This window comes from Psychroserpens mesophilus (genome assembly GCF_000826645.1).
GTDB classification, from domain to species: domain Bacteria; phylum Bacteroidota; class Bacteroidia; order Flavobacteriales; family Flavobacteriaceae; genus Psychroserpens; species Psychroserpens mesophilus.
On record NZ_JXJP01000008.1, the window covers coordinates 273,643 to 296,532 of the forward strand.

The 22,890-nt window shown below is 33.6% G+C and carries 20 protein-coding genes; 8 read left to right on the forward strand and 12 right to left on the reverse strand.

The features are described from left to right. Positions 1-10: 10 nt before the first annotated feature. The 4 genes from TD18_RS08575 to TD18_RS08590 all read left to right on the forward strand — a co-directional run bounded on the left by TD18_RS08575 (position 11) and on the right by TD18_RS08590 (position 5,243). Positions 11-586 (forward strand): cob(I)yrinic acid a,c-diamide adenosyltransferase, encoded by a 576-nt coding sequence (locus tag TD18_RS08575; protein WP_040251256.1) that lies wholly within the window; start codon positions 11-13, stop codon positions 584-586. Between the two features lie 313 nt (positions 587-899). Next, entirely contained in the window at positions 900-1,121 is a 222-nt protein-coding gene (locus TD18_RS08580) for a DUF2795 domain-containing protein (protein ID WP_010177336.1), read from the forward strand. Positions 1,122-1,300: 179 nt separating this feature from the next. After that, positions 1,301-4,654 carry a preprotein translocase subunit SecA gene (gene secA, locus TD18_RS08585; protein ID WP_040251266.1) on the forward strand — a complete coding sequence of 1,118 codons (3,354 nt, stop codon included), beginning with the start codon at positions 1,301-1,303 and terminating at the stop codon, positions 4,652-4,654. A gap of 181 nt (positions 4,655-4,835) precedes the next feature. Further along, complete coding sequence (locus TD18_RS08590) at positions 4,836-5,243, forward strand: hypothetical protein (RefSeq protein ID WP_040251268.1); 408 nt, start codon at positions 4,836-4,838, stop codon at positions 5,241-5,243. Here TD18_RS08590 and TD18_RS08595 read toward each other — a convergent pair. The 5 genes from TD18_RS08595 to TD18_RS08615 all read right to left on the reverse strand — a co-directional run bounded on the left by TD18_RS08595 (position 5,233) and on the right by TD18_RS08615 (position 11,851). Continuing rightward, the gene (locus TD18_RS08595; RefSeq protein WP_052461100.1) at positions 5,233-8,142 is read right to left on the reverse strand and encodes a T9SS type A sorting domain-containing protein; all 2,910 of its coding nucleotides are present in this window, start codon (positions 8,140-8,142) and stop codon (positions 5,233-5,235) included. The two genes, TD18_RS08590 and TD18_RS08595, sit on opposite strands and share 11 nt — an antisense overlap. A gap of 111 nt (positions 8,143-8,253) precedes the next feature. Beyond that, positions 8,254-8,943 carry a peptidoglycan DD-metalloendopeptidase family protein gene (locus TD18_RS08600; protein WP_040251269.1) on the reverse strand — a complete coding sequence of 230 codons (690 nt, stop codon included), beginning with the start codon at positions 8,941-8,943 and terminating at the stop codon, positions 8,254-8,256. A 183-nt stretch (positions 8,944-9,126) separates the two neighbouring features. Beyond that, positions 9,127-10,704, reverse strand: a complete 1,578-nt coding sequence (locus TD18_RS08605; protein ID WP_040251271.1) for a hypothetical protein — start codon at positions 10,702-10,704, stop codon at positions 9,127-9,129. Between the two features lie 27 nt (positions 10,705-10,731). After that, complete coding sequence (locus TD18_RS08610) at positions 10,732-11,316, reverse strand: hypothetical protein (RefSeq protein ID WP_040251273.1); 585 nt, start codon at positions 11,314-11,316, stop codon at positions 10,732-10,734. After that, positions 11,300-11,851 (reverse strand): RNA polymerase sigma factor, encoded by a 552-nt coding sequence (locus tag TD18_RS08615; RefSeq protein WP_040251275.1) that lies wholly within the window; start codon positions 11,849-11,851, stop codon positions 11,300-11,302. Before TD18_RS08615 ends, TD18_RS08610 begins: the two co-directional genes overlap by 17 nt. Before the next feature lie 179 nt (positions 11,852-12,030). Here TD18_RS08615 and TD18_RS08620 point away from each other — a divergent pair, with 179 nt between their 5' ends. The 3 genes from TD18_RS08620 to TD18_RS08630 are packed head-to-tail and all read left to right on the forward strand — an operon-like array spanning position 12,031 to position 14,404. Beyond that, positions 12,031-12,606 (forward strand): DUF2911 domain-containing protein, encoded by a 576-nt coding sequence (locus tag TD18_RS08620; protein WP_040251277.1) that lies wholly within the window; start codon positions 12,031-12,033, stop codon positions 12,604-12,606. A 6-nt stretch (positions 12,607-12,612) separates the two neighbouring features. Then, complete coding sequence (gene meaB / locus TD18_RS08625; protein ID WP_040251279.1) at positions 12,613-13,686, forward strand: methylmalonyl Co-A mutase-associated GTPase MeaB; 1,074 nt, start codon at positions 12,613-12,615, stop codon at positions 13,684-13,686. A gap of 1 nt (position 13,687) precedes the next feature. Further along, on the forward strand, positions 13,688-14,404 hold the full coding sequence (locus TD18_RS08630; protein ID WP_040251281.1) for a glycosyltransferase: 717 nt from the start codon (positions 13,688-13,690) through the stop codon (positions 14,402-14,404). A 3-nt stretch (positions 14,405-14,407) separates the two neighbouring features. On the opposite strand, the gene TD18_RS08635 is transcribed toward TD18_RS08630, so the two are convergent. Genes TD18_RS08635 through TD18_RS08645 form a run of 3 tightly spaced genes read right to left on the reverse strand, consistent with a single transcriptional unit; the run spans position 14,408 to position 16,602 of the window. Continuing rightward, positions 14,408-14,980 (reverse strand): phosphatase PAP2 family protein, encoded by a 573-nt coding sequence (locus tag TD18_RS08635; RefSeq protein ID WP_040251282.1) that lies wholly within the window; start codon positions 14,978-14,980, stop codon positions 14,408-14,410. Then, complete coding sequence (locus TD18_RS08640; RefSeq protein ID WP_040251285.1) at positions 14,980-15,207, reverse strand: hypothetical protein; 228 nt, start codon at positions 15,205-15,207, stop codon at positions 14,980-14,982. Before TD18_RS08640 ends, TD18_RS08635 begins: the two co-directional genes overlap by 1 nt. A gap of 18 nt (positions 15,208-15,225) precedes the next feature. Next, the gene (locus TD18_RS08645) at positions 15,226-16,602 is read right to left on the reverse strand and encodes an MATE family efflux transporter (RefSeq protein WP_052461101.1); all 1,377 of its coding nucleotides are present in this window, start codon (positions 16,600-16,602) and stop codon (positions 15,226-15,228) included. 389 nt (positions 16,603-16,991) lie between these two features. Between TD18_RS08645 and TD18_RS08650 the strand changes: the two genes are divergently transcribed. Then, on the forward strand, positions 16,992-17,939 hold the full coding sequence (locus TD18_RS08650; RefSeq protein WP_241480658.1) for a TolB family protein: 948 nt from the start codon (positions 16,992-16,994) through the stop codon (positions 17,937-17,939). Positions 17,940-17,941: 2 nt separating this feature from the next. Here TD18_RS08650 and TD18_RS08655 read toward each other — a convergent pair whose 3' ends face one another. The 4 genes from TD18_RS08655 to mnmA are packed head-to-tail and all read right to left on the reverse strand — an operon-like array spanning position 17,942 to position 22,883. Next, positions 17,942-19,051 (reverse strand): ATP-grasp domain-containing protein, encoded by a 1,110-nt coding sequence (locus tag TD18_RS08655; protein ID WP_040251293.1) that lies wholly within the window; start codon positions 19,049-19,051, stop codon positions 17,942-17,944. A gap of 50 nt (positions 19,052-19,101) precedes the next feature. Beyond that, positions 19,102-20,049 (reverse strand): NAD(P)H-dependent flavin oxidoreductase, encoded by a 948-nt coding sequence (locus TD18_RS08660; protein ID WP_040251296.1) that lies wholly within the window; start codon positions 20,047-20,049, stop codon positions 19,102-19,104. Beyond that, the gene (locus TD18_RS08665) at positions 20,049-21,662 is read right to left on the reverse strand and encodes a S8 family serine peptidase (RefSeq protein ID WP_040251299.1); all 1,614 of its coding nucleotides are present in this window, start codon (positions 21,660-21,662) and stop codon (positions 20,049-20,051) included. Before TD18_RS08665 ends, TD18_RS08660 begins: the two co-directional genes overlap by 1 nt. A gap of 33 nt (positions 21,663-21,695) precedes the next feature. After that, positions 21,696-22,883 carry a tRNA 2-thiouridine(34) synthase MnmA gene (gene mnmA, locus TD18_RS08670; protein WP_040251302.1) on the reverse strand — a complete coding sequence of 396 codons (1,188 nt, stop codon included), beginning with the start codon at positions 22,881-22,883 and terminating at the stop codon, positions 21,696-21,698. Positions 22,884-22,890: the final 7 nt, after the last annotated feature.

Here is a 22,890-nt window from a genome sequence, read left to right on the forward strand (position 1 = left end):
CCTTGCATTTATGAAAATTTACACTAAAACAGGAGATAAAGGAACGACTGCCTTATTTGGTGGAACACGTGTTCCAAAACATCATATTAGAATTGATAGCTACGGAACCGTTGATGAACTCAACTCACATTTAGGGTTAATTAGAGATCAAAATATCAATCAACACTATAAAAATGTCTTGATGGATATTCAAGATAAACTATTTACCGTTGGTGCGATTTTAGCAACAGATCCTGAAAAAGCTATTCTTAAAAGTGGCAAAGAACGTTTAAATATTCCTAAGATTTCGGAGTCTCATATCGCTAAACTTGAAGAAGAAATGGATCGTATGAATGAAGCTTTACCACCTATGACACACTTCGTCTTACCTGGTGGTCATCAAACTGTGTCATTCTGTCACATTGCGCGTTGTGTTTGTCGTAGAGCTGAACGTTTAGCTAGTGCACTAAACGACATAGAACCTTTTCAACCTGAAAGCTTGATGTATTTAAACCGTCTTTCTGACTATCTATTTGTATTGGCACGAAAGTTGTCTTATGACTTACAAGCCGAAGAAGTAAAATGGATTCCTCAAAAAGAATCCTAGTGTTATGTCACATTAAAATAACGCATTAGGCAATCGTGTAATTTGTGATAGGTTTAGGCAAAAAATAATGGCATAGTTTAGCTATAAAATTATTTTTTAACGAAGAGATACCACAAAGGACATTTTGGATAATGTAAATGTTTTGATTTGACTTAACACTTAAGTAACACTTTGCAGAATAAATTATCAGTTCTATTAGGCTTAAACGATTGAAAACATAAGTTCTTTAAAATTTTTATTTAATTAATTCACTTTTTTCTTGACTTTATGAACTATAATTTTATTTTTGCAAAAAAATAAATACCACTAAGAAATGTATTGGACATTAGAACTAGCATCTTATTTAAGCGATGCGCCTTGGCCAGCGACAAAAGACGAATTAATTGACTACGCTATTAGAACAGGAGCTCCTTTGGAAGTTGTTGAAAATCTACAAGCGATAGAAGATGAAGGCGACTCTTACGATTCCATCGAAGAAATCTGGTCAGATTATCCAACTGACGAAGATTATCTTTGGAATGAAGACGAATATTAAAGCAATTTAAATTTCAAATTGCGTTTAACGTAAAATAAAAGTTAAAAAGTCTCATTAAGAGACTTTTTTTGTGCCGTAATCTTTCAGAATAAATAACACAAATCATATCTTTGAGGTTCATAAACTTAAGAAGATAAAACGTTGTATGCAACGTTTCTAAATAACATAAATAAACACCAATGAGTTTTTTAAATTCAGTATTAAAAGTATTTGTAGGAGATAAAGCTAAGCAAGATGTTAAAGCGCTCACTCCTATCGTAGAACAAGTTAAAGCATTCGAAAGTGCACTTGAACAATTATCACACGACGAATTAAGAGCTAAAACAACCGAATTCAAAGCTAAAATTGCTGAAGCTCGTAAACCACTCCAAGACGAAATAGATCAATTATTACAACAGGCTGAAGCCACAGATGATATTGATAAAAGAGAAGATATATACGAATCCATTGATAAAATCAAGGATGATATATACGAAGTGACTGAAGGCGTTTTAAACAACATTATGCCTGAAGCCTTCGCTGTTGTTAAAGAAACTGCTAAACGTTTTGTTCACAATACTGAAATTCCTGTAAAAGCCAATGAGTTTGATCGTTTGGTTTCAGGAGATAAAGATTATGTTACACTAGAAGGTGATCAAGCAATTTGGTCAAACTCATGGGATGCAGCAGGAAAGCCTATTACTTGGGACATGATTCATTATGATGTTCAGCTTATTGGTGGAGCAGCTATGCATCAAGGTAAAATTGCTGAAATGCAAACTGGTGAAGGTAAAACCTTGGTAGCAACGCTTCCTGTCTATTTAAATGCCTTAGCAGGAAACGGCGTTCATTTAGTAACCGTAAATGATTACTTAGCTAAACGTGATAGCGCATGGATGGCTCCGATTTTTCAATTCCATGGGATGAGTGTCGATTGCATTGATTACCACCAGCCGAATTCTGAAGCAAGACGTAAAGCTTATAAAGCCGATATTACCTACGGAACTAATAACGAATTCGGTTTCGACTACCTAAGAGATAACATGGCACATTCGCCTGATGATTTGGTTCAACGTCCACATCACTATGCTATTGTCGATGAGGTCGATTCAGTGTTAGTCGATGATGCTCGTACACCATTAATTATTTCAGGACCAATTCCACAAGGTGATCGACACGAATTCACCGAGCTAAAGCCTAAAGTTGACGACATTGTAAGTGTTCAAAGAAAAGAACTCGTAAGTGTTTTAGCTGAAGCTAAAAAATTAATCGCTCAAGGTGATACCAAAGAAGGTGGTTTCCTTTTATTAAGAGCCTACAGAGGTATTCCAAAAAATAAAGCTTTAATTAAATTCTTAAGTGAAGAAGGGATTAAACAATTACTTCAGAAAACAGAGAATTTCTACATGCAAGATAACAACAGAGAAATGCCAAAAGTCGATGCAGAACTCTACTACGTTATCGAGGAAAAAAATAATCAGGTCGAATTAACCGACAAAGGTGTTGAATACCTATCTGGTAAAGACAATCCAGATTTCTTTGTCATGCCTGAAATTGGAATGGAAATCTCTAAAATTGAAGCAAAAGGCCTATCAAAAGAAGAGGAAGCTGCTGAAAAAGAAGACCTTTTCAGAGAATTCGGAATTAAATCTGAACGCATCCACACACTTAACCAATTATTAAAAGCATACGCCTTATTTGAAAAAGACATTCAATATGTTGTGATGGACAATAAAGTCATGATTGTTGATGAGCAAACAGGACGTATTATGGATGGTCGTCGTTATAGCGATGGTTTACATCAGGCGATTGAAGCAAAAGAAAATGTAAAAATTGAGGATGCAACCCAAACCTTCGCTACTGTAACGCTTCAGAATTACTTTAGAATGTACCGCAAATTATCTGGTATGACAGGTACTGCAGTCACTGAAGCTGGAGAATTCTGGGAAATCTATAAATTAGATGTTGTTGAAATTCCAACGAACAGACCCATTGCTCGTGATGACAGACAAGATTTAGTTTATAAAACGAAACGTGAAAAATACAATGCTGTTATTGATGAAGTAACTAAATTATCTCAGGCTGGTCGTCCAATTTTGATTGGTACAACGTCTGTAGAAATTTCAGAATTACTTGGTAAAATGCTAAGCATTCGTAAAGTACCACATAACGTACTTAATGCGAAATTACATAAAAAAGAAGCAGATATTGTTGCTGAAGCTGGACAACCAGGACAGGTCACTATTGCAACAAACATGGCTGGTCGTGGTACTGACATTAAACTTTCCGAAGCTGTAAAAGAAGCTGGTGGTTTAGCTATTATTGGTACAGAACGTCACGATTCTCGTCGTGTTGATAGACAGTTACGTGGTCGTGCTGGTCGTCAAGGAGATCCAGGAAGTTCTCAGTTTTATGTTTCTCTGGAAGATAATTTAATGCGTCTTTTCGGAAGTGAACGTATTGCTAAAATGATGGATAAAATGGGATTAGAAGAAGGTGAAGTAATTCAGCATTCTATGATTTCAAAATCTATTGAACGTGCACAGAAAAAAGTTGAAGAAAACCAGTTTGGTGTTCGTAAGCGTCTGTTAGAATATGATGATGTTATGAATGCTCAGCGTGAAGTGGTTTACAAACGTCGTCGCCACGCCTTACATGGTGAGCGTCTTCGTGTAGATATCGCTAACATGATTTATGATACTTCTGAAGGTATTACAGAAACGAATAAAGCGGCAGAAGATTTCAAAAATTTTGAATTTGAGTTGATTAGATATTTCTCAATGAGCTCTCCTATTTCTGAAGCTGAATTTGGAAAACTTTCAGTTCAGGATATTGCTGGTAAAGTGTACAAAGCTGCTTTTGAACATTACAGACAAAAAATGCAACGTAATGCTGAATTAGCATTCCCTGTTATTGAAAATGTATATTTAAATCAGCGTGATAAATACAAACGTATCGTTGTTCCATTTACAGATGGCGTGAAGAATTTACAAGTTGTAACAGACCTTGAAAAAGCTTACGAGACTAAAGGAACACAATTAATCAACGATTTTGAAAAGAACATCACCTTAGCGATTGTTGATGATGCCTGGAAAACGCATTTACGTAAAATGGACGAGCTAAAACAGTCTGTACAGTTAGCCGTTCACGAACAAAAAGATCCGTTATTGATTTACAAGTTCGAAGCCTTTGAACTCTTTAAAGAAATGATTGACCAGGTGAATAAAGATGTGATATCCTTCTTATTTAAGGGTGAATTACCTACTGAAACTCAAAACAACATTCAGGAAGCTAAAGCTCGTAAAGAGGAAAAGCTTCAAACTCAAAAAGATGAAATTCCTAACATGGATGAACGTGCTGCTCAAAGCAGAGCTGCAGGTCAAAATACACAACGTCAACCTCAAGTTGTAGAAACCATTGTACGTGACCAGCCAAAAATTGGTCGTAATGATCGTGTTACTATCAAACATGTGATGAGTGGTGAAAACAAAACGGTTAAGTATAAGCAGGCAGAACCTTTAATCGCTAAAGGCGAATGGGTTTTAGTCGAATAAGTCATAATCTCTTTGGTTATGTAATTCAACTGAAGCTTAAGCATTGAATTTGTCATCTTGAACTTGATTCAGGACTTCTTGTATAGCAATCATTACGTACTTGATACGAAATCTAAAAATCCTGATAAATTACTATCAGGATTTTTTATTACCTTGAAACCACTAACTAAACTCTATTATCATGAGAAACGTACTTGCAACCATTATCGGTTTTATTGTCGCTTCAGTAACCGTTTACATCTTTGAAACTGTTCTTGGACATAATTTATTTCCTTTACCAGAAGGTGCAAAACCTATGGATATGGAATGGATAAAGAATAATATGAATCTCATCCCAATGGGCACAAAAATCTTTGTAGTCCTAGCACATTTTATGGGAATAGTTGTTGGTATGTTCGTCGCAGGACTCATTTCTAAAACAAGTATGATTCCAGCTTATATCGTAGGTTTACTGATGATAGCTGCAACATTTGCCAATATTTTTATGCTTCCAAAAGAGTTGTGGTTCTCAATTTCTGATGGTGCTTTTGCATTTATTGGTTTCTTGGTTGGAACTTCTTTAGCTAAAAAGAAAATTTCTAGTTCTTAATCATCTTTTCTGTAGAACTTCCTTTATCAGTTTTTACAGTAACAAAATAAACCCCTTTAGATAAGTGCTTTATATCTATTGAATTCTCTACTTGATTACCAACAATGGCAATAGTTTCCAGAATACGACCATTCACATCTGCAATGCTAATTGATCTCAAGTTTACTTTGCTCGAAATAGTTAAAACATCCTTTACTGGATTTGGAAATAGTTTTACAGATGAATTTGAAGTAAATTCATCTATTGAAAGATTATCTTCTGCAACCGTTGTTAGATAATTATTCGTAATTATTGGCGCATTAAAATCGAAATAAATTTCGGCATCATTAGTAAAGGTATCTCCCAAAACTAATGTATCTAGCGTTTTTATTTTAAATACTACAAAACCATCGTTATTGGCATCATCAAAAGGCAAGTAAATGTTTTCAAAAATAAATTCGACCTCATTAGTATTTTGAATTCTAGTCACGAAATTATGACTTGCATGCAATGGTGTTAATGTGCTAATATCAAATTTACTAGTATCAATAACATCTTTAACTACAATATTAATAGCACTAGCAGATCCTGTATTCTCAAAACGAATCATATAATGTACATATTCTCCAACAAGATCTGGATCAAGTATTTCTCCTTCTAAACAGCGTTTATCATTTGGATCATAAGAATTCACTACTATTTGTCTTAAAGATGATGCATTATCTTCTGGGACTGTATCATCAGCAACAGGAGAAATTATAGCATTAAAACTTAATAAATCACCATCATTTAAGGGGAAATTCTCATCGGTTGGCGTATTAAGGTTCATGACAATATCAATCTCTCCAGATTCAAAAGGCATCAAATCGGAATAGTTCCAATCTAAGTTTCCTGTTGATGTGTTATCAGCATCAGGAGTTGCAGAGACGAGGTCCATATAATCATCGTCAAATGTAAAATTTATAGATCCCGACAAGGTTGTGTTTCCTTTGTTTCTATAGAATAGTTTATAAAAAGCATCAAAACCTGGACGTGCTTCATTGATTGGAATAATTATTATTTCTAGATCGTCTACAATTCCGTTAGGTGTAATGCAAAAATCTTGTATGATATTTTCTCCATCAGCAGGAATATTTACACTTAAATTTTCAGGTTGCACTATATAAGCAGAATTTTCAAATATAGGTGCTGCAATGGTGTAAGAACCATTTGATAAAGGCAGGAAGTAGTCTCCATTTTCATCAGACATCATTACACCCAAATCTAAACCATCATTAATCGTAAGCTTAGTGTAAGGATGTCCAGAATCATTAGAGTCACAACCATCGAGATTAAGATCTATTTGTGATGTCCCTTCTAAAGTTGAATACTCTCCTCCAGGAGTAAAAGAACAATAAGAGTTTACAGCGACTCCTGTCATTCCATATAAATCTAATTCCTCATGTATGTCCTCAAAATTAAATTCATCTGCACATATATATATCAAATCTGGATTATTATTAAAACTAGTGGATATGTTAGGTGAACCATTCTTTAGAAATAAAGTCACAAGATTATTATTGTTACAATACAAAGAAAATAGTTCTTGATTCTCAGAAACATCTAAATGAATTAGTTCATTGCCTTCACAAAAAAGCCATTCCAGATTCAAGTTTAAAGTTACATCAAGAGCGGTTAACTGATTATCCCTACATACTAAATGTTCTAAATTTACATTTTGAGTGACATCCAATTCGGAAATTTCACAATCTCCTAAATATAGATCAAATAAATTTACATTTTGAGTCACATCAATTTCAGAAAGTGGATTACCTCCACAATAAAATCTTCCCAAATTTACGTTTTGCGTAACGTCTAGAATCGCTAAGGCATTATCATAAACAAATAATTCATCCAGAGCTACATTATTTGAAAGATTTAAGGACGCAATATTATTAGCACTCGTATCTAGATATTCTAAATTTATATTTTGACTAACATCTAAACTAGATAAATCATTTTCAGAACAAGATAACGATATTAAACTAGGCATATCGCTAACATTTATAGTTATAAGAAAATTATTACTGCAATATAAATACTCTATAAGACTCGCACTAGAAAAATCAATAGATGTTAATTGGTTGTAACCACAAGATACATTTGTTAATTGAATATTTTGACTTAAGTCTAAACTTGTTATTTGATTATCTTGACAACTTAAATTTTCTAGCAAAATATTCTGACTTAAGTCTAAGTTTGTTATTTGATTTTGAAAACAATCTAAATCGACTAATTCTGTATTTGAAGTTAGGTCTAAATTTGTCAATTGATTAAAATAGCACCTTAAATTTGTCAGTAAAGTGCATTGACTAATGTTTAAATTTGAAAGTTGATTATCTGTACAAATTAGATTGGTAAGTTCCGTATTTGAACTTAAATCTAAATCTGTTATTTCATTATCTGCACAATCTAAATAAGATAATTGCGTATTTGAACCTAAATCTAAATTTATCAACTCATTATAATTACACCTTAAATCCGTAAGCAATGTATTCTGGCTTAAATCTAATTCTGCTAATTGATTATATCCTAAGAATAAATGCGTAAGTTGAGTATTTGCACTTAAATCTATTTCAGTTAATGAATTGAACTCACAATTTAACGATACAAGATTTATAAAATACTCTATCCCTTCTATTGAACTAACATAATTAGAAGTATCAGAAATATCCAATAAATAAACTGCTTCTGCTTCAGAAACTTCAATTTCTCCATTATCATTAGTATCTGCATCGCCATCTAACCATCCATCTCCATTAGTATCTACACAATAATCATTAACTAAGGTGTTCTTGAAATTTGTATCAGGTATATCAATAATTTGCGCTTGGGTTAAAGCAATTGAAAAAAAGAATAGTAGTAAGTAAAATGATTTCATATGTTTTAATTTAAATTGCTTACACTATGAAGATACAAATTAGACCAAATGGTTGCGAGGGAAAGTCCATTAATTTTAAAATTTGTCTAAAAATCTAATCAATACGTTGGTTTAAAAACCCAATAACAATTTAGGATCTGGACAATTAAACTTATAAAACTCTAAATCTAGTTTCGAGCAAACACCTGGATAATCGCCAAGGTTCCCTTGCAAGTCTTTAATAATTTGAAAATGTAAATGAGCTGGATAATCTCCATTTACTGAAGCATCTCCTAAGCTTGCAATTTGTGAGCCTTTTTTAAATGTTTGGCCGACTTTTAAATTTGTAATAGAAGCTAAACTTAAATGGCCATATAAGGTGTGAAATTCTACATCATTAATACAATGCTTTAGGATGATTGTCGGTCCGTAATCACCATAATTGGTATTGTTCTTAAAGCTATGAACAACGCCATCTAAAGGCGCATAAATTGGAGTTTCGGCTGCTATCCATAAATCAAGACCTAAATGGATATTACGTTCTGTTTCAGGATTCGAATCTTTAAAATATGTACTACGTTGATAAATAGCTCTGGTTTCAAGATAGCCTCCATAAGCGACTTTAGCATGGCTTTGAGCAATATAATCATTGATATACTTCTCAAGATGTTCAGAAGAAGACACATCGACGCTTTGAAGCGGTTTATTTGACTTAGACAAATCTAAAGCCACATAATCTGACTTTAGAATCGACGGATTTAATACATGAAGTGAATTACTATTTATTTCGAATAAAAATTGAGAAAACGCTTTTAGAGTCATGCATATGATTTTTCTCAAAAATACAATAAAGAAGAAGAATTTAGAGAAGTAAAATTGAGATTCCTCCTATTGTCGGAATTACATTTATTGAGTCATTAAAAGTTGTCATTCAGAAGAAGGCACGACTGTAGAATCTTTAATATCATTTTTTAGATGTTCAGCAATGTAGTAATCAAAGAATAGTTAATTTTTTAAAACCACATCACTGTACTTTGCATTTAGTACAATAGACTTTATGTTGGTTTTACCATTAGGATAATTTTCAATAGTCTTTTTGCTAGTCATAACATTATTTAGCTTTGACCGATTGCCTTTGAAGAATACACTATAATCATTTTTAGGCAATGAAATTAAAGCATCACTGTTCTCCAAAATAATATTCAGATTAGAAAAAGATTCTGCAATATTGGCAATAGTCAAATCTCCAAAACTACCATCAATAATAGCATTATTAAGCAAATTGTTTAAAACAATATCTGACGAAATACTATTTAACATTAAGCTACCGACGGTTTGAATGTGAGCATCTTCAACATATTTGATGTTGAGTTCACCCAAACTCCAAGTGGTAATATCAATAGGTGAATAAGACACATTGATGGAAGTCTCGCTTCCATCAATGTGATTTGCAATTAATATGCCATGTGAGATATCTCCTTTTAAGTTGTTTATAACAGAAGACATCTTTAATTCACCATGTCTTACATTAAGGTTCAACTTAGCCTTTTTTGGCATTTTAATCTTAATCGTTTTCCTAATATTATCACCACTCAAATGCAACGCTCTAGAATGACTTTGATTACGTTTACCATGTGCTTCATGGCGTTTCTCCATAACTTTCGCTCTCGCTTCCTGACGTTTTTCCATGGCTTTTGCTCTGGCTTCCATACTTTTTTCTCTAGCTTTCATCCGTTCTTCCATAATGAGAGCACGTTCTTCCATTTGCTTACCATATTTCTTGCCCCATTCTTCCATTTTATTAGCCCATTCATCATCAAATCTCAATTCGAATTCTTTTCCCCAAGCTTCCATTTTTTCACCGTATTCTTCACCAAAACGTTCTCCCCATTCTTCCATAGCCTTCTCATAACTTGTAAAATCTACTTTCGCCATTTCTCTTCCCCAAGCTTTCATTTTCTCTTCATATGCTTCGCCATATTTTTCTCCAAATTCTTCACTCCATCTGTCCAAATATGCTTCTCCGTCTTTCTCATACGCTTCAGTATCAAAACTCACATTCGTTACGCCCTTGGGTAGCTTTGGAAGCTCTGGCATTTTAGGCATTTTATCTAATCTTACGCTTGCTATTTCTGGGTGTTCTGGTAATTCTGGCATTTCAGGAAGTTCAGGCATATCTGCCATCACGATGTGTAAATCTTCCAATCCTTCTAAGGATTCTAAATCCAGATTTAAATCTTCCAAACTTAAATTTAGCGTGTGAAGATTCTTCCAAGATGAATAGGCACCTTCAGAACTTATTTTTACGTAATCGCCCGAACCTTCAACTTTAAGATTCCAAGCCTTAAGTGCTTCCTGCAACTCTTCTTTAGATAGTTTTTCGCCTTCAATGTAGGCTTCAATTTCTAAAGTATTCTTGTTCCATGTATCAATTTCTATTTGAACATAGCTTGTGTTTAAATCGATATTGACATCTTTAGTCACATCAATTTTTTCTGATAATTTTGTTAACTGTTCTTGTGCGGAAACACTAATACTGAAACAGAACAACACTAATAATATGGTTATATATTTTGTTTTCATGATTTTGTTTTTGTTTTGAAAAAAGTCTTAAGAATTAATTTTTGCTTCAGCTGAAGCATTTAAATCGTATAATTGTTCTTTTAAGCGATACAATAAATTAAGACGCAATTTTAAATTGTCAATCAAAGCACTAACGGTTAACTCATTTGGACCATTTTGGGTGAGTTCTACTGATAGTCGTTTATACTCCTGATTTAACTCAGCAAGTCGTATAACGTAGCCATCAAAAAGCTCTTTGTTTTCTGGAGTTTGTTTGATTTTAGATAACTCCAGATTAATATTAGCCAAATAATAATCTTCAACCTTCTTTAAATCTGGCGAAATATCACCAAGAGATTTAAGCTGATCTTCTTTTGTTTGATTTTCGTTTTCTACAACCGTATTCTCAATTGCTTTTGGTTGTTGTGAGAATTTATATGCTGTAAATACCAGACCAATTAAAACGACGATACTTGCTGCTATTTTTAAAATACTGAAGCGTTTTTTGATTGATGTAACTTCAGGCAAAGCATTGTCTAATTTTTTAATAAAGCGTGCTTCATGACCTTCGCTCATTTTTAGTTGCGAATCATTCTTTTCATTTTCAAATAGATGTCTAAGATCTTGTGCCATTTTTAATAGGTGTTAAAAGTGCTTTTAATTTTGATTTTCCTCTAGAGAGTTGTGTTCTGGATGCTATTTCTGAAATGTTTAAGATTTCAGAAATTTCCTGATGGTCATAGCCTTCCATTAAATACAACATGACAACATATTGATACTTATCTGGCAATCTTTGTATAGCATCTTTTACTTCCTCTAAAGTTATTGTATCATCTACTAACCATTCGTTTTCATAATTTGAATCGACTACTTTCAGGTGCACCTCTTCTAATTCTTGCAAATGTTGCTTTTTAGATTTCAAACAGTCAATACATTTATTAATAACGATACGTTTTAACCAAGCCCCAAAAGTGACTTCTGCTTTAAATTGATCTAATTTTGAAAATGCCTTTATAAAAGCTTCCTGTACGATATCTTCAGCTTCCATAGAATCTTTCATAAAGCGCATGGCAATAATATACATGCCATCACAATACTGCTTATACAACTGCAGTTGAGCAATGCGATTATTTTGCCTACATTTTTCAATAATATTAGATTGTAGCATCTAAAACTTTTTTTGGTTTGGTTCAGTTCAATTTAAAGACGACACAAAAAACAGTGTGTTGCAAAAATCTTTTACTTTTTTTAAAAATATAATAGATATCCTAAAAGTACGTTAAGTTATATTGCGATATTATTGATTTACCATTATCTTTATAACCTACTTTGAAATTGAAACTATTTATGAATACGTTTTTGAAACGACTTCTTATTGCCCTGTCCATTGTTGCTATTGGACTTTTTATTTACTCCTATTTTGTAGAAGATATTTTTTCTAAACGCTTAAGTCCGAAAGATACTGTAGAGTTTAAACTTAACGATTTAAAATTAGAAGTGTTTTACAATAGACCTTCAAAAAAAGGTCGTGAGATTTTTGGAGCTTTAGTTCCTTATGATAAAGTCTGGCGAACTGGAGCCAATGAAGCAACAACCTTTGAAACCAATAAAAACTTAATGGTTGATGGAATTTATATTCCAACAGGAAAGTATTCAATATGGACGGTTCCAAATGACAGCGTTTGGAAAGTCATGTTCAACACCAAACAATATCCTTGGGGAGTTGATGAGCAGATGCAACCTTTATGGGATCCAAACTACGACATTATGGAAATTGATGTTCCAGTTGAGGCATTAGATAAAGTTGTAGAGCAATTTACCATTGCATTTGATAATTCTACTGATGACCTTAAACTAACCATGGCTTGGGACAAAACAAAAATTGCTGTACCTTTAGTGGTGTTAAAAGACAAAAAGGAATAAAGGCATTTGACCAAAAAATCGAAATCTTCTGCATTACATAATATAGAAGGTGTTTCTCAATCTGAAATCACCAATGCAACATCTATTTCTAAAATTCAACTAAAACGAAAGGCCAAACCAACAACTCAGGAATTAATTTCTGACATAATAAATGGTAACATTACCGCCTTAAGTCGGGCAATTACTCTAGTTGAAAGTTCAAACCCCAAACATTTAAAACAAGCTAACGACATCATAAAAGGGTGTCTTAAACATGCCAATGCTTCGGTGAGAATTGGTATTACAGGAGTTCCAGGTGTTGGAAAGAGCACGTTTATTGAAGCCTTCGGAATGCATTTAACTTCCAATGGAAAAAAAGTCGCTGTTTTAGCTGTCGATCCTAGTAGCAGTTTGAGTAAAGGCAGTATTTTGGGCGATAAAACCCGAATGGAAAATCTGGTAAAAAATGAAAATGCGTTTATCAGACCTTCGCCTTCAGGAACTTCCTTAGGTGGTGTGGCTCGTAAAACTCGTGAAACCATTATTTTATGTGAAGCTGCTGGATTTGAAACTATTATGATTGAAACCGTAGGTGTCGGTCAAAGTGAAACTGCAGTTCATAGTATGGTTGATTTCTTTTTATTGCTGAAATTAGCTGGAGCTGGTGACGAACTGCAAGGAATTAAACGTGGCATTATTGAAATGGCTGATGCGATTGCAATTAATAAGGCAGATGGTGATAATCTTAAGGCTGCACAACTTGCTAAAGTTGAATTTAATAGAGCCTTACATTTATATCCTCAAAAAGATTCAGAATGGCAACCTAAAGTCATGTTATGCAGTGCTCTAAAGCAGGAAGGCATTGAAGAACTTTGGAAACTTATTGCATCTTATATAGAACATACTAAAACTAACAACTACTTCGAACATCACAGAAGAGAGCAAAATAAATTCTGGTTGTTACAAACTATTGAGGACCGATTAAAATCAGATTTTTTTAGTCAGCCTAAAATAAAAGAAGCCCTAAAATTACAGTTGCAACTCATTGAAGATGGTAAGACCACTCCTTTTGCTGCTGCTGAATATTTACTTAGTTTATAAAATGCTGTTTGAATTCACCATAATTGTTCCTGTTTATAATGAAGAAGCTAATCTGGAACGTCTTGAAAAAGAACTTTTGACTTTTATAAATAGTTCTAAAACAGCAACTAAAGTATTATTTGTTAACGATGGCTCAACAGATGGAAGTCAAATTAGCATCGCAGCGATTTGTGACAGAAATCCCAATTTTAATTTTTTATTATTTGATAACAACTACGGATTGAGTGCTGCTCTAAAAGCTGGTTTTGATTATGCAGATACTGAACTTGTTGGATATATCGATTCCGATTTACAAACCTCTCCAAAAGACTTCAATCTACTTTTAGAACACATAACCAATCATGAATTAGTGACAGGTGTGCGCACAAATCGAAATGATAGTTTTATAAAAAAGACAGCTTCAGCAACTGCTAACAGGATACGTCGCAAGTTCACGAAAGACGGCATAGACGACACGGGCTGCCCATTGAAAGTTATTAGAACCGAAAATGCCAAACGCATTCCTATGTTTAAAGGTTTACATCGTTTTTTACCTGCAATGATTCTGCTTCAAGGTGGACGTGTGAAGCAAATTTCTGTTCAACATTTTCCAAGAGTGGCTGGTACTTCAAAATTTGGAATTGGCAATCGATTACTTGGACCTTTATCAGATTGTTTTGTGTATTTATGGATGAAGAAAAAGTATATTAACTACCACGTGATAGATTCAAAATTGTGACCTCTACTTCAATTTAAATCGCGATTGTAAATATTTATCTAATTTATAAAACATAAATCCAGATAACCCTCCAAAAATAAAACCACTCACAACATCTAATGGATAGTGTGCACCCACGTAAATTCTACTGTAACCCATTCCTATAGCCCAAATAATAAGAATAATAGGTAGGTATTTATATCTAGATCTTAAGATTAAACTTGTAAACACGGCAACAGCCATTGAATTAGAAGAATGTCCGGAAAAATAGCCAAATCGACCACCACAACTACTCCTTACCAAACGCATAACTTGTGACACACCATCTTCATGACATGGCCTAAATCTTTCAAAGCCATTTTTAAACAAATTTGTGACCTGATCTGTAAAAGAAATCATGAGTGCTATGACCACAAGAGTGAGCACAAACATTTTAGTATTAAGTCGTTTATACATTAAATACGCTAGCAGTGCATAAAACGGTACCCAATTAAATTTATAGGTATACGCTAACCAAAAGGGATCCCAATAGGTATTACCCAAACCATTTAAATATATAAATAACTCTTTATCGTATTCTATTAATTGTTCAATCATTAATCATCGTATCTTGAAACTTCTCTATCGTAGAAATCAGTTGCAGACTGAATAAGATTTTCAGCTTCAGCTTCTATTTCTTTTTGATCATGCTCATCAAACTCCTCAAACCACTCGACTTCATCGTCTTCAAGGTTAATGATGAATCTAGGAAATTCTGTATGAATCACATAAATCGCATTGGGAAAATCTGTGTTGTCGCCTAGAATGAATTTTGGAAGTTCCATATGTCGTTTTGAGTCTTTTTAATTGTTTGACAAAATTAACTTTTTCGTAAGATAATTAAACCTAATAAATAATAAAATTGCTGCCACTGTTAATCCTGCTAATAAGCCCATCCAAATACCGAAGCTTCCATAGGCTTCCTCTTTTCCAAGGAAATAACTTATTGGAAAGCCAATAATCCAATAGGAAACAAAGGTAATCAAAGTTGGGATTTTCACATCTTGCAATCCTCTTAGAGCTCCTAAAACCACCACTTGAATTCCATCGCTCACTTGAAAAATAGCAGCAGCTATCATTAATTTGGCAGCAATACCAACCACTTCAGTATTATCAACTAAATTAGTTGCATCATTGAAATCTACATATATCTTTGGAAGTTGGTCATGAAATATAAAAAATACTATTCCGAAGCAAACCGACAAAATAGTGGTCAACAAAAAAATGGAAAAAGCGATTCGTCGTAATTCAAAATATTGATGCAAGCCTTTTTGATTCCCAACCCTAATCATAGATGCTACGCTTAATCCCATGGCAACCATAAAGGTCATTGAAGATAAATTTAAAGCTATTTGGTTTGCGGCTTGTGGATTCTTTCCTAGTAAACCACTCAACCAAATAGCTGCTGTAAAGATAGCTACTTCAAAAAACATCTGCATAGCACTTGGATACCCTAAACTAATTACCTTTTTCAGCATTAATTTATCAAGAATAAACAATTTGATTTGTGTTACATAAGCTCTCGACTTTTCTCGCTTTGTGAGCAACCACCAAAGATGAATAACCATAATTACTCTTGACACTAAAGTACCATAGGCTGCTCCCACAATTCCCATTTCTGGACAACCAAATTTACCAAAGATGAGTACATAATTTAATAACACATTAATTATATTGGCTAGAATTGTAGCATACATAGGATATCTTGTTAATGAAAGTCCGTCACTAAATTGCTTAAATGCCTGAAAAATTATTAATGGGATTAACGAAAATGCTACAAGATTAAGATAAGGCAATGCAAGTTCTACAACCTCTACAGGCTGCTTCATAAAATACAGTAGTGGTTTTGCGACAAATACAGATAAAAATAATACAAGACCTAAAATAGTACACAAGAATAAGCCATGCTTAAATGAAGATTTTCCTTCTTTGAAATTGTTAGCAGCATCTGCTTCAGCTACAAGAGGTGTTATAGCAGTTGAAAAGCCAATACCAATAGACATGGCTATGAACATAAAACTATTACCCAGTGATACAGCTGCTAATTCTGCTGTACCTAGCTGACCAACCATGATATTGTCAACAAACTGCACAAATGTATGCCCAAGCATTCCCAACATCACAGGTGCAGCCAATTGCCAGTTTAATCTAAATTCTCTAGTATAATCTGTTAATTTCAATGTATAATTATTGTGTGGGCAAAGGTACAAGTTTGAAAGCTACTAGCTATTGCACATCATTGAAATGTAAAAAATCGACATCCAATAGACTGAAAATTATAATGTTATGAACTAAAATTGTTAATAAGTTGAATTCCGTTTGCTTAGTCAGAACGATTGAAAGCATTATTTTTACTTCATCAATACCTTATTTTAGTAGGTTAGGTATTTGGGGTAGAAACTTTTTTAGCTATTATTTTAGAGGGATTTAAAAATTTTGTTGTTAAAAAACGTTTCAGACAAAAAGAGGATTTATTCCTCTTTTTGTTGTTTTAAATGGTTGTGTTATTTAACACATTTTTTGAACTTTGATTTACAAGGTTTTGTAAATTATGGTCCAAATACTCATTATGAAATATATTATTCTTATCTGTTTTTACTTAATCTCAATCGTAAATGTAATCGCTCAAGAGATGAAACCCCAACCTTTTTTAGAAACTGTTGTAACTCAATTTCCAAATGTGAGAGATAGTGCATTAACTGCAAATGAAAATGAAGTTGTTTTTTCGGCTCAAAGCATAATGGGAGATGTTTCTGCATTAATATACATAGGTAAAACAAAAACTGGTTGGACAAAACCTGAAGTGCTTTCTTTTTCTGGACAGTATTTTGATATTGAACCGTTTTTTTCAGGTGACGGACTTACCTTATATTTTGTTTCAAACAGACCTTTGAACACAACATCTTCAAAAACTAAAGATTTCGACATTTGGTTTGTAACCAGAGCTAATATACATGAAAAATGGTCTGAACCTCAAAATTTAGGAGCTCCAATAAATACCGAAATGAATGAATTTTATCCTGTGGTTACAGATTCGAAAAACCTATATTTTACACTCGACAATCCTTCTTTAAATCGCAAAGATGATATTTACGTAAGTGAATTTAAAAATGGTGTATATACAACTCCGAAGCCACTCGGAGACTCTATCAATTCTGATGGATATGAGTTTAATGCCTTTGTAGCTCCTAATGAATCCTTTTTAATTTACACTTGCTATAATAGAGAAGATGGTCATGGTAGTGGTGACTTATATATCAGTTACAAACTTGCTAATAAAGGTTGGAGTGAAGCCAAAAACATGGGAAAAACTATCAATTCAGATAAAATGGATTATTGTCCGTTTGTTGACGTTAATTCTGAAACCTTTTATTTTACGAGTAAACGGAAAGCTTCAGATTTAAATTTTAATTCAAAACTAACACTTGAAGAACTAAAAAAGTATTTTAATCGCTATGAAAATGGATTGAGCAGATTATACAAAACATCCATTTCAGAAATCATAAAAAACGAATAAACCTAGAAACGTCTTCCCAACCACTCTATAAATTTAAAGCATGTTGGTATTGGATCTTTAAGAAATGACTTAGCTTCCGAATTATTAAGTAGAAATTTTTTCTTAAATAGAAATGAAGGATTGCGTCTGATAGACTTCAATACACCTTTTAGACGCATGTAATGAATCTCATCAAATTGTTTCCTTTCAATCATTTCATCCATGGCCAGTTGAATTGCTAAATCTGGAAAATTAATTCCAGCAAATTTTGAACCTTCAACACTTCCCCAAAAACGAGCATTAATTTCAATAATTTTATAATCATTTTTGTTAGAATCGAATCGTAAATCAATATGTGCAACACCAGACCAGTTTAGTTTTTGCATCAATTGTTTAACAACTGACAACACCTCTTCATTTTTCAGAAACTCAAAACCCAATTGAGGTGCAAAAGCATTATGTCCTTGTAAATTTCCTTTTTGAATGGTATGGGTTAGAACATTCCCATTTTGGCAAAGTACACTGCAATCTATATCATAACCATCAATATATTCTTGAATAAAAAAATCTTTAAAATCGGTATGTTTTTTTAAATACTTATCGAGTTTCGCTTTCGTTTCAAATTTTGATATACCATCACCACCTTTTTCATGCAGTGGTTTCATTAAAACTGGAAAGTGCAATCTGAATTCATTATTAAAATAAGAATTTAAGCTATCGAAATATTGAGATTTGGGATGGGGAAGCTTATGAAAATCAAGAAAAACACTTAATTGATGTTTGTCAATAGCTGTTTCAAAATCATGTATTTTTGGAAGAGGAATTACTTTAACAGAAGGTGGTAAAAAGTGAGAATTATTAATAAAAAATCTAATTTCATTTTCTGCTATTGGAATAATCACCGAAATATTATGGGTTGCAACCTCTTGAATTACAAAATCAAGCCATTCTTGATCAGTTGTGCTTTTATAAAATTTGTAATAATTTGTATTTTTAGAATATTTAGTACCAGTTCGTTTCTTATTGGACAGAACAAAAAGCTTGTAATCTGAATTTTCAGACAAACAATTCATGACAGATAAAGCCCAAGTGCTATTACCATCTGGAATTAAAACATTAAGCTCTGAACTCATGAAAACGGGGAAACGTTAGTCAATTGATTTTTTAAATATAATACCTTTTTTTAATACAAGGGTTGTATTGCGTCTTTCTGTGCCATTTTAAATTCGGAAATCATATCATTAACTATCTGAGCTGCAGGCTTAATATCATGAATCAATCCAGCAATTTGTCCAATTTCTAATTCGCCATCCTCAAGATCACCTTCAAACATTCCTCTTTTTGCTCTTGCTCTTCCAAGATGCGCTTTTAAATCTTCAACCGAAGCTCCTTTTTTATAAAGTTCTTGTAGTTCATTAAAAAACTTGTTTTTAATAAGTCGTACAGGAGCTAATTCTTTTAATGTGAGCTGCGTATCACCTTCTTGAGCATCGACAACAACTTTTTTAAATGCTTCATGAGACGATGCTTCTACACTAGCTACGAATCGACTTCCAACCTGAACAGCATCAGCACCTAAAATCATTACTGCCAACATTGCTCTTCCGGTTGCAATGCCTCCAGCGGCAATTAAGGGTATATCCAATTGCTCACTTACCATTGGAATTAAAGTGAGTGTCGTTGTTTCTTCGCGTCCATTGTGACCTCCAGCTTCAAAACCTTCAGCAACAACAGCATCTACTCCAGCCTCTTGAGCTTTTAGAGCAAATTTCACGCTACTAACGACATGTACCACTGTAATTCCTCTTTCCTTAAGCCATGACGTCCATGTTTTAGGATTTCCAGCTGAAGTAAATACAATTTTCACACCTTCTTCAACAATGATATTCATAATATCTTCAATGTTAGGATATAACATAGGTACATTAACACCAAATGGTTTATTAGTCGCTTTTTTACATTTTTGGATATGTTCACGTAACACATCTGGATACATAGAACCTGCACCAATTAAGCCAAGCGCTCCAGCATTACTGGCAGCTGAAGCTAATCTCCAACCACTTGTCCATATCATTCCTGCTTGAACAATAGGATATTTAATGTTGAAAAGTTTAGTTATTCTGTTAACCATTAAGATTTGATTAGTTTGAATGTTTTTGAACCTTTATCAGATGTAAAAGACATCATATAAACTCCTGAAGCCATTGAAGACACATCTAATCTGATTTCAGACTTTGTAATGGTCTTTTCTAAGACTAATTTCCCTAAAACATTATATATTTTCAGGTTTGTAGCTTCAGTGCTAGTAGGAATTTGAATATTAAGAATATCTGTTACTGGATTGGGGAACACTTTAAAACGCACAAATTGCTCTTCTGAAAGTGATAAGCCTATTTCACGAGCCAGTTCCAAATTAGGAATCCCATAACCCAGAAAAAAATCTGGTGTATTAAATTGTGAAGCCGACATCCTAACGTAGAGTTTGATATCTTCATGTGAAGCATTTGGTAAGGCTTGCCAGAGAGAAGCTATTCCTCCTGCCATAATTGGTGAACTGAAGGATGTACCGTTATTATTTATAATTTCATTGCTTGAATTAACAACAGCCGCTGCAGCACCTCGAGCAACCACATCAGGTTTTTGAGTGGGTTGAATTGCCGTCCCTTGTGAACTAAATGGAGCATAATTTCCTTCAAAGTCAACAGCTCCTATACTAAAAACACCTGAAGCGTCAGCTGGCGCACCGACAGTTTGCCATGAACTAGCACCTGAGTTGCCTGCAGAGTTTACCACTAAAATTCCTTTTTCATTGGCAATATTAGCACCTTTAGTGATAAAAGTGGTATTGCCATTCATATCACTAGGAGTGTAGTTGTAATTGGCATTATCGAACACGCGATATCCTAGAGATGAATTTATGATGTGCACTCCAAGACTATCAGCTCGTTCTGCAGCTTCAACCCAATAGCTTTCTTCAACAGGCATTTCACTAAATGTATCTTCAGTTCTAAATAAATAGTATGACGCGTCAGGAGCTGTCCCAACAAATTCATCTTGGATAAAACCAGCCATATTACTTAAAACTCTTGTTCCGTGTTCGTTGGCAGTAAATTCGTAGACATTTTCATTTCTATCTACAAAATCATAACCTCCCAGCAAATCACCATTATCCCGCAAATGTTGAAATGCAGCCATCGTATTTACGTTTGGAAATCCAGAATCTAATACTGCTATTATAATGCCTTCTCCTGTATAATCTGAAAAATGCAAATGATCGACACCTATCATTTCAATTTGATTTTGAGAACTACCATAAGTAAAATCGACTAAAGTTTCTTCTATTTCAAACTTATTGCTGAACATGGCTACTCTAGAATCTGCATTAAGACTTTTGTCAGCAAAATCAATATACTCAACAAAATCTAAAGCTTCTAAAGCAATAATATCCAACTCAAGTCCAATAACATATACTGCGTTAAACCATTTTGATTTAGCCATAACAGTAATACCTGTTTGGTTTTTGATCTGTGTGATGTAATTTTCGTTTACAGGAACATCTCTCTCATCAATAGGAATATTGTGAGCAGATTTTCGATCTATGGCAGATTGCGTTAAAATTGAAATTGGATTTGCTATTGAAGACGCGACATTTTCTTTATCTGATAGATATACCCAAGCGTGTTCTTCTTGTGCAAAAGACATGTACTGCAAAAGCACAATACTTAAAAGTAATAGTTTCTTCATTTTGCAATTATTTGGGTAATTTTTTACTGCAATTTAAGAAATAACTCCCGAACCTACTAATTCATCATTTAAATACCATGCCACAAATTGTCCTTCGGTAATTGCTGATTGCTGATTTTCGAATTCAACGTAAAGACCTGAATCTACTTTATAAATTATGGCGTTTTCTAAAGTTTGACGATAACGAATTCTGGCTTTAACAGCCATAGATTCGCCGTTAGCTAAAGCTAAATCTTCCCTAACCCAATGCAATTCTTCATTAGTTACAAATAAAGTAGTCTTAAGCAACCCTGGATGATGTTTTCCTTGTCCTGTGTAGATTACATTTTCATCAACATCAGTTTCAATAACAAACAAAGGCTCTATTGTTCCACCAACAGCTAGACCTTTTCGTTGTCCTTTTGTAAAATAATGTGCACCTTGATGTTTTCCAACCACTGCTCCGTTTGCTATGGTATATTTCTGTCTTTTTGCTGAATACTCTAATTCTAGTTCTTTTGAATCAAAATTAGGAGGTGCATGATGATAAGACTCTAATTCCTTAGGAATTTCAACGATAACACCTTCTTTAGGTTTTAATTTCTGCTGAAGGAATTCTGGTAGGCGAACTTTTCCAATAAAACATAGGCCTTGAGAATCTTTTTTATCTGCCGTGACCAAATCAAGTTTTGACGCAATATCACGAACTTCTGGTTTTGTCAATTCACCAATTGGAAATAAGGCTTTTGATAATTGATTTTGAGATAATTGACATAAAAAGTAAGATTGATCCTTATTGGTATCAACTCCTGCTAACAACTGATAGACTTCTTGCCCATCTATTTCAAGAGTCCTTTTTCTACAATAATGACCAGTTGCGACAAAATCTGCACCAAGGTCAAGTGCAATCTTCATGAAGACATCAAATTTGATCTCGCGATTACAAAGCACATCAGGATTTGGTGTTCTTCCTTTTTGATATTCGTCAAACATATAGTCCACAATACGCTCTTTGTACTGCTCACTTAAATCTACAGTTTGAAAAGGGATACCCAGTTTATCGGCAACTAACATCGCATCATTACTGTCGTCAAGCCAAGGACATTCATCAGAAATAGTAACTGAATCATCATGCCAATTTTTCATAAATAAGCCTATAACCTCATAACCTTGCTCCTTTAATAAATAAGTAGCAACGCTTGAATCCACACCTCCTGAAAGTCCTACAATTACTCTTTTCATGTTGCAA

Coding starts and splice junctions, on each gene's coding strand:
- TD18_RS08580 (WP_010177336.1), top strand. CDS start 900: ATGTATTGGACATTAGAACTAGCATCTTATTTAAGCGATGCGCCTTGG.
- mnmA (WP_040251302.1), bottom strand. CDS start 22,883: ATGAAAAGAGTAATTGTAGGACTTTCAGGAGGTGTGGATTCAAGCGTT.
- TD18_RS08640 (WP_040251285.1), bottom strand. CDS start 15,207: ATGGAACTTCCAAAATTCATTCTAGGCGACAACACAGATTTTCCCAAT.
- TD18_RS08605 (WP_040251271.1), bottom strand. CDS start 10,704: ATGAAAACAAAATATATAACCATATTATTAGTGTTGTTCTGTTTCAGT.
- TD18_RS08595 (WP_052461100.1), bottom strand. CDS start 8,142: ATGAAATCATTTTACTTACTACTATTCTTTTTTTCAATTGCTTTAACC.
- TD18_RS08650 (WP_241480658.1), top strand. CDS start 16,992: ATGAAATATATTATTCTTATCTGTTTTTACTTAATCTCAATCGTAAAT.
- TD18_RS08600 (WP_040251269.1), bottom strand. CDS start 8,943: ATGACTCTAAAAGCGTTTTCTCAATTTTTATTCGAAATAAATAGTAAT.
- TD18_RS08660 (WP_040251296.1), bottom strand. CDS start 20,049: ATGGTTAACAGAATAACTAAACTTTTCAACATTAAATATCCTATTGTT.
- TD18_RS08575 (WP_040251256.1), top strand. CDS start 11: ATGAAAATTTACACTAAAACAGGAGATAAAGGAACGACTGCCTTATTT.
- secA (WP_040251266.1), top strand. CDS start 1,301: ATGAGTTTTTTAAATTCAGTATTAAAAGTATTTGTAGGAGATAAAGCT.
- TD18_RS08610 (WP_040251273.1), bottom strand. CDS start 11,316: ATGGCACAAGATCTTAGACATCTATTTGAAAATGAAAAGAATGATTCG.
- TD18_RS08655 (WP_040251293.1), bottom strand. CDS start 19,051: ATGAGTTCAGAGCTTAATGTTTTAATTCCAGATGGTAATAGCACTTGG.
- TD18_RS08635 (WP_040251282.1), bottom strand. CDS start 14,980: ATGATTGAACAATTAATAGAATACGATAAAGAGTTATTTATATATTTA.
- TD18_RS08620 (WP_040251277.1), top strand. CDS start 12,031: ATGAATACGTTTTTGAAACGACTTCTTATTGCCCTGTCCATTGTTGCT.
- TD18_RS08630 (WP_040251281.1), top strand. CDS start 13,688: ATGCTGTTTGAATTCACCATAATTGTTCCTGTTTATAATGAAGAAGCT.
- TD18_RS08615 (WP_040251275.1), bottom strand. CDS start 11,851: ATGCTACAATCTAATATTATTGAAAAATGTAGGCAAAATAATCGCATT.
- TD18_RS08590 (WP_040251268.1), top strand. CDS start 4,836: ATGAGAAACGTACTTGCAACCATTATCGGTTTTATTGTCGCTTCAGTA.
- TD18_RS08665 (WP_040251299.1), bottom strand. CDS start 21,662: ATGAAGAAACTATTACTTTTAAGTATTGTGCTTTTGCAGTACATGTCT.